8 protein-coding genes are annotated in these 7,181 nt (G+C 59.2%); 7 read left to right on the top strand and 1 reads right to left on the bottom strand.

Annotated elements, in window-relative coordinates; genetic code table 11:
* Window positions 1-593: 593 nt before the first annotated feature.
* From GZ093_RS19160 to GZ093_RS19130, 7 genes are all read left to right on the top strand, one after another.
* Window positions 594-1,847: a site-specific integrase gene (locus tag GZ093_RS19160; protein ID WP_296489166.1), complete on the top strand. Its 1,254-nt coding sequence runs from the start codon at window positions 594-596 to the stop codon at window positions 1,845-1,847.
* A gap of 20 nt (window positions 1,848-1,867) precedes the next feature.
* Entirely contained in the window at window positions 1,868-2,818 is a 951-nt protein-coding gene (locus GZ093_RS19155) for a tyrosine-type recombinase/integrase (protein ID WP_296489164.1), read from the top strand.
* Window positions 2,811-3,830: a tyrosine-type recombinase/integrase gene (locus GZ093_RS19150; RefSeq protein WP_296489168.1), complete on the top strand. Its 1,020-nt coding sequence runs from the start codon at window positions 2,811-2,813 to the stop codon at window positions 3,828-3,830. The genes GZ093_RS19155 and GZ093_RS19150 overlap by 8 nt, the downstream gene beginning before the upstream one ends.
* A gap of 168 nt (window positions 3,831-3,998) precedes the next feature.
* Window positions 3,999-4,355 (top strand): hypothetical protein, encoded by a 357-nt coding sequence (locus tag GZ093_RS19145; protein WP_296489163.1) that lies wholly within the window; start codon window positions 3,999-4,001, stop codon window positions 4,353-4,355.
* 130 nt (window positions 4,356-4,485) lie between these two features.
* Entirely contained in the window at window positions 4,486-5,871 is a 1,386-nt protein-coding gene (locus GZ093_RS19140; RefSeq protein WP_296489161.1) for a DDE-type integrase/transposase/recombinase, read from the top strand.
* Between the two features lies 1 nt (window position 5,872).
* Window positions 5,873-6,667, top strand: coding sequence for an ATP-binding protein (locus GZ093_RS19135; RefSeq protein WP_296489159.1), 795 nt, complete (start codon window positions 5,873-5,875; stop codon window positions 6,665-6,667).
* Window positions 6,664-6,879, top strand: a complete 216-nt coding sequence (locus tag GZ093_RS19130) for a hypothetical protein (protein ID WP_296489157.1) — start codon at window positions 6,664-6,666, stop codon at window positions 6,877-6,879. The genes GZ093_RS19135 and GZ093_RS19130 overlap by 4 nt, the downstream gene beginning before the upstream one ends.
* Window positions 6,880-6,954: 75 nt before the next feature.
* Here the strand turns inward: GZ093_RS19130 and GZ093_RS19125 are convergent.
* Window positions 6,955-7,181 (bottom strand): hypothetical protein (locus GZ093_RS19125; protein ID WP_296489155.1); only part of this gene is annotated, 227 nt, incomplete at its 5' end.

The raw sequence follows: 7,181 nt of genomic DNA, 5'->3' as shown, positions 1-7,181 counted from the left end.
GGTGACGCCCCACCGTCAACCCACTTGTTACGTCCGTCGACATCTGAGGATCGTCACCCCCGTTTTGTCCCGGGTCTTTTTATGGCGTTACCCGTACCGAGCCCGAATGTATTGCGGGACTGAACGTTGAAGGGATTTGGTGGTTTGGTGGTTTGGATGATTTTTAATTGGCCCCGCCAGGCCGCCGGAGGCCTCCCCCTGGCAGTAGACATCTTGTGACCTTGCGTTGCAAACAAGATAGGCCGGTCATCCTTTTGTTAATGTTTGTGGTGTCGAAACCAAAACCTAACAACAGAAAGACCAGCCTATGCACAGAATTGTAGCGAGCATCACCACCCTTGAGGCGCATGTTGCTGCGCTCGAATCCGGCTGTGAAGCCTACCGTCCACCGAATTGTCCGCATTGCAACGGCTGCAAGCTCTGGGGCCACGGCTGTTATCACCGCTTATGCATAGTCCCCTGTTATGAATAGCAACGGCGCGAATTTTCTCAAACACCGCATAAACACTGGCTTATCGGGATGGTGGGGTGCGAAGCAGTAGACATAATTTCTGCAATCAACTGAACTGGCAACTCCACTACAGGAGATTGCCATGGACTTCGTTGCCTCACTTCACCCCACGCCCCAGACGTGGTTACGCAATAGCGCGCTTGCGCCGCACATTGATGCTTACGAGGCATATTTGCGCCAGGGCCGTTATGCGAGCGTCACGACCAGGGGTTACCTCACCTGTGTTGCTCACTTCGCCCATTGGATGTCGCAGTGCGGCCTGCAAGTTCCCCAGGTAGATGAGCGGTCCATCCGGCAGTTTTTAGATCAACACCTGCGAAGCTGTAACTGCCCATGTCCGGTCGTGCGTGTTTACGGGGATTTGCGGGCCGCGCTGGGACACCTGCTAATAGTGCTTCGAGCTCAGAGTGCAATCCCGAAGGTACCAGAGCCGGTTGGCCCGATCGCCGATGAACTGCGTCGGTATGATGATCACATGTGCAACGCGCGTGGCCTGACCGCTGGCACACGGTGCGGCCAACTGCGCATCATTGGGCGATTGCTGCTGCACAAATTTGTAGACCGCCCTGTCGTCATCGGTAAGTTACAACCATCCGATGTACGTCAATTCATTGCGGTACAGATGAAACTGGTGGACACCGTCTCCAATGCTTTTACATTGGCCTCGGCGTTGCGCAGCTACTTGCGTTACCGATCAACCTGTGGCGACCAGATTCAGGGACTGCTTGGCGCAATTTCCTCGCCAGCGCACTGGGGTTTGGCATCGTTGCCGCGCGCGCTAAAACCCGTCGATGTTGAACGCTTGTTGGCCTCGTTCACCCCCGAGGTAGCGTCTCCGCTGCGTGGCTACGCCATTGTGCGATGCGCGCTGGACTTGGGGTTACGCAGCAGTGAAGTGGCCAAACTCCAATTGACGGACATTGACTGGCGCGCCGCAACGGTGACGCTCAGAAGCACCAAGTCGCGGCGCCAGGACATATTTCCGCTGCCTGAAGTGACCGGCCGTGCTTTGGCCGATTACTTGCAGCACGAGCGCCCTAAAACCACAAACTCTGCAGTCTTTGTACGCACAATGGCTCCCCGTGATAAACCCATCGGATCCGATGCAATACAAAAAATCATCCGCAATGCGTACCGACGCATTGGCCTCAATCATGGCCGCTCCCATGCGCTGCGCCATACACTGGCATGCCAATTATTGGAAGGCGGAAGTTCACTCAAGGACGTGGCCGATGTGCTGCGCCACCGCTCGCTGAACACGACCCGCATCTATGCCAAGCTGGACAATCGCAAGCTGGTTGCGGTTGCAATGCCGTGGCCAGGGAGCGCAACATGAGCGCCACAACGGGCCTGCAGGTGAAGGTAGACGAATACATCACCGAGCGTCGGCGCCTTGGTTTTAAGCTGAACGGCATGGCGAAGGGTTTGGCCAGCTTTGCGCGCTACGTGAGTTGTGTGCATCACCGTGGACCGCTAACCTGCGATCTGATGGTCAACTGGGCTCGCCAGGATCAAACGCCGGACCATAAAGCGGAAACGGGTGCCAGGCGGCTCAAGATGCTCAGGCCCTTTGCCAGGTGGATGCGTCAATTTGAACCCCTCACAGGACTACCCGACGAATCGGTCTTTGGCCCGATACCTGGACGCGTGGCACCACACATCTATCAGGAAGCCGAGATTGTGGCGCTGCTGGACGCTGCCCGCCACATAGATTCGCAGAACAGCTTGCGCCCAGCCACATTCGAGACGTTGTTTGGGCTGATCGCCTGCGCTGGTCTGCGAGTGTCTGAAGCATTGAATCTGCTGGACAGCGATGTCGATCTCCAGGACGGCACACTGGTCGTGCGCCAGACCAAGTTTGCAAAGTCACGCCGACTGCCTCTTCATTCCAGCACGATCCAAGCACTGGCGCATTACCGGCAACTTCGCTGTCAGCAGATCGGCACCACAGCGGAGACCACTTTCTTTATTGGTACACGGGGCCGACTACTTGGTCAACCTTTGGGGGACCGCCAAGTGCACCGAGTCTTCCTTGCGCTGCGCGATAAGTTGGGCTGGGTCAATCGCGGCGCACATGGCAGTGTTCGCATTCATGATCTACGTCATACCTTTGCCGTGAGGACGGTGATGCGCTGGCATGAACAAGGCATTGATGTTGATCAGGCCATGTTGTCACTTTGCACGTACTTGGGGCACGCTGATATATCCCATACCTACTGGTACCTCACTGGGGTGCCCGAACTGATGGCACTGGCGGGTGCCAAGTTCGAGCAGTTCGCCCAGGCACCGAGGTTTGGCGATGAGTAGGCCCAAGCGCGCCGCCGTACCCCCGAGTTTCCCGGCACTCGTGCAGGCGTTCTTCGCTGAGCATCTGACCCAACACCGGGCGCTGAGTCCGCGAACAGTGGCGACCTACCGTGATGCCTTCATGTTGTTTCTGGACTATGCCTCCAAGCGCTGTGCAAAGTCGCCGACGGCATTGACGATGAAGGACATCACGGCTGAGTTGATCCTAGCCTTCCTCGACCATTTGGAGAAAGACCGGGGCAACGCAGTGCGCAGTCGCAATGCACGCTTGGCAGCGCTGCGGGCGTTTCTGAAGTTCGCCGCCCATCGTGATGTCGCGTCCCTGCAGATCATTGAGCAAGCGCTGGGCGTGCCAGTGAAGCGCTTTGAGCGGCCGATACTGGGATTCTTATCGCGCGAAGAGATGCTGGCGGTGATCGGTTCACCGGGCAGCAGTTGGATCAGCCAGCGCGATCATTTGTTGTTTGGCTTGATGTACAACACCGGCGCGCGGGTCTCCGAAATCATCGGCGTGCGCGTGGCCGACGTTATTCTGGACAGCGCTGCCTGTGTGCATCTCATGGGAAAAGGGCGAAAGCGGCGCTCATTGCCGTTATGGGACACCACCGTGAAGGAAGTACGGGCCTGGCTCAGACTGAATTCGCAGCTCGGGCCCAACTCGGCGCTACTACCGAATCGAGACGGCCAAGTGATGACGCGGGACAACGTTTCAAAGCGTTTGGATATTGCTGTGCAAACCGCCGCAAAAACCATTCCGGATCTCGCCAAACGCCGACAAATATCACCGCACACCATCCGGCACACAACGGCAATGCACATGCTGCAATCAGGAACGCCTATTGAAGAAATTGCTTTATGGATGGGTCACGAAAGTCCTACAACTACGCATCATTACGTCGAGGCAAATCTAGCGATGAAGGAGCAGGCGCTCGCCCGAATGCAGGAGCCTGACTCCAAGATCAGGCGCTATCACGCCCCGGACGAACTATTGGAGTTTCTCAGGACGCTGTAATTATGAATAGCCGCCGAGTCTGCCTTGCAGCCGCCCACCACGGTGGGGCGAGCTGGGCGATGTGATGCTATTCATAACAGGGGACTATGCATAAGCGGTGTTATGCAGAGCTCTGCATAACACCGCAAGGCCGACCGCCGACCTGGTGGTGGCGGGGCACTCAACCCGGTGGCCATTGCGCGCTTCCTGTGCGCTGCGTGTCTTCACACCTGCTCACGCCTGCCGCTGTGCATCGCCCCCAGGCGTTGGTACGACTGGTCGGTGCAGCAGGTGGTCTTGCTGCTGTTGCTCGCCGGAGTCTCCCTGCACCACTGCAGTCGCTGCACGCAGTTTGGGCGGCGCACCATCCGGCGCTGGCGCGACTGGCTTGACCAGCGCAGCGATGTCTTCGTCTTTCACCTGCGCAGCCGCTGTGCCGATTTGGGGCGCGAGCCCGATACGCCAGCACTGTGGCGCAGCGTCCTGAACGCCATGGGCCTGGGTGTCGCCATGGCCTGGCTCGATCAGGACCTGATCGTCCCATGATGTGCTGACCCCCAATCTATAGCAGACAGCGTATTTGTCCCCGTTTGAGGTACCCCACACACTTTGCCCACTTTCGCAAACATCCGATCCGCAGTCTCATCGGCACCTCTTCAACTCAAGGTGTACGTTCATGAAACAGATCGATTCCATAGCATTATTTCGGCTCTCCGTGCTGGGCCAACTGGTCAGCCGCGAGCGCCTCGAACGTGGCGAACTACAGCAGCTGATTCGACAGATGGCCCAACGCGAGTACGCCATTCCCGGCTCAGAGCGCACTCGCCTGGGCGAGAAGACCATTGAGGCGTGGTACTACGCCTGGCGCAAAGACGGCATCGATGGCCTGATTCCCAAGGTGCGCGTAGACCGTGGCCAGTCCAAGCTCACGCCAGCGCTGCAAGAAGCTGTGCTGGCGGCCAAGCGAGAGAACCCCAGGCGCTCAGTTCGCCAGATCCTGCGGCTGCTGGAGTCTGCCGGTCTACAAGCCAACCACAGCCTCTCCAGATCGGCCATCCATCGACTGCTGCAACAACACGGACTCTCCAGCATCACCGGCTCTGTCAGCCTGCCCGAGGAGAAACGCAGCTTTGGCGCCGAGTTCGCCGGCTCCATCTGGTACGGCGATGTGATGCATGGTCCGCGCCTGGCCCTCAATGGGCAAATGCGCAAGACCTACCTGGTGTCACTCTTTGACGATGCCTCACGCCTGGTCACCCACAGCGCCTTTTGCCTGGGCGAGACGGCCCTGGACATCGAAGGCGTGCTCAAGCAGGCACTCCTGCGCCGGGGAATACCTACCAAGCTGGTGGTTGACAATGGCGCCGCCTACCGCGCCGCCACCTTGCAGGCTTTGTGTGCGCGCCTGGGCATTCATCTGATCTTCTGTCGGCCCTACGCGCCCGAAGGCAAGGGCAAGTTGGAACGCTGGCACCGCACGTTTCGTGACCAGTTCTTAAGCGAACTCGATGCGCGCCGCATCACCGACCTGGCTGATCTGAACGCCCGGCTGTGGGCCTGGCTGGAGCATGTCTATCACCGCACCGGCCACGCTGCCCTGGGCGGCATGACCCCCTTGGCGCGCTACCAGCAAGACCTCCCTCGCATCCGCAGTCTGGGCGCCAAGGCGGCAACGCTTGATTCGCTTTTTTATCACCGCGTCAGCCGCTTCGTGAAGAAGGACGGCACCGTGTCTTATCTTGGCCAGCCGTTTGAGGTGCCCTACGAGTTGGCAGGCAAGACCGTCAAGTTGGTGGTGGACCCCCACGGCGCACGCGTCATTGGGGTTGAGAGCGATGCGGGCGAGTCGCTGGGAGACGCCACGGCGCTCGACAGACAAGCCAATTTGCATCGGGTGCGCCGCAAACCTGAGCAGCCGGGTGACGATGATGGCGCCAGTGTGACTGGCAGCGCTCCCAAGCGCGGCCCCGGCGGTGCTGGCCCCAATTTGGTGGAACTCGCCCATCAGCAGTATTACGCTGGTGCACCGGCACCGTCGACAACAACTGCACGGGAGGCTTGAGATGTACCTTCAACACTTTGGCCTGCGCCACGCCCCATTGGGCAAAGAGCTCACCGAGCCCTGGGATGATGGCACCCTGGCGCATCTGACAGAGCGTTTCAACTGGCTGCTGAGTTCCCCCGGCGTTGGCCTGCTCACGGGCGAGCCCGGCGTGGGTAAGACGGCGGCTCTGCGCAACATCACCAAGTCCCTCAACCCGCACCGCTATCTGGTGCTCTACCAGGCCGAGACCGACTTCGGGCGCGTCGATATCTACCGGGGGCTGGCACGTGCGCTGGGGATCGAGCCCAACTACCGGCGCGCACAACTGTGGCGCGACATCAAGCAGCGCATTCATGAGTTGGTCGACACCAAGCAGACGACGCCCTTGTGGATCATTGACGAGGCGCAGAATCTGCCGCCGGAGTTCTTTCGTGATCTGCCAGCTTTCTTGAACTTTGCGTTTGATTCGCGCGATCTGATCAGCGTCTGGCTGGTGGGGCATCCGGCCTTGGCGCAGACCCTGGAGCGGGCCCCTTATGCGGCGCTGGCCAGCCGTATTCAGGTGCGCGTCGAGCTCAAGCCGGTGGTGCAGCGCGAGCGTTTCGCCAAACTTATTGCTCACGCCTTCAAGAGCGCAGGCGCCACGGGCACCTTGCTCAGCGACTCGGGGTTGGAGATCGTGCGCCAGGCCTCCAAGGGGCTGCCACGCAATGCCGGCACCATTCTGTGCACCGCCATGCGACTGGCTGTGCCTAAAGGGCTCAACCATCTGCCCGACGAGATTTTGCAGCTGGCCATCGAGGAGTTGCAGTGAAGCGCAAGAAATACTTGAAACGCTTGGCCGCACTGGAAGACGGTCTGTTCCCCGAGGCGCTGTCGGATGAGGTGGCATGTGCCACGTTCGATTGCCTGCAGGCCATGCTCATGGCGTTCGAGAGGCGGTACTTGAGTCAACTCATGCGCCGTCAACGAAGCAAGCAAATTCTGTACGACCCCGAGCATCCGTGGAGAACGCCGCCGTTTTAGCCCGGTACAAACATCCGTCCCGCATTGCAACAGGGGCGTGTCCAGCCGAAATTACGGTGAGACACGTCCCCTTTTTTATCCTTCAATAGGGTGAGTCTGCGAGACTATTTCTATGCGGGACGTAACACCACTGATCCAAACAGCCTCTCCAAAACAACACGGCGGTTTTCCGCCGGGCCTTGCTGGCGCGGCACCACGGGCAAGCTTGAGGTCAAACCAAATGGCATGCAACCCCGCAGCCTGCGAAACGAAGTCAGCGCTGCATAAAGAACCAAGCCCTAGCCCATCTTTGTCATAAGGCA

This window comes from Rhodoferax sp., assembly GCF_010365055.1.
Classification (GTDB): domain Bacteria; phylum Pseudomonadota; class Gammaproteobacteria; order Burkholderiales; family Burkholderiaceae_C; genus Rhodoferax.
This window is presented reverse-complemented; position numbering and strand designations above follow the sequence as displayed.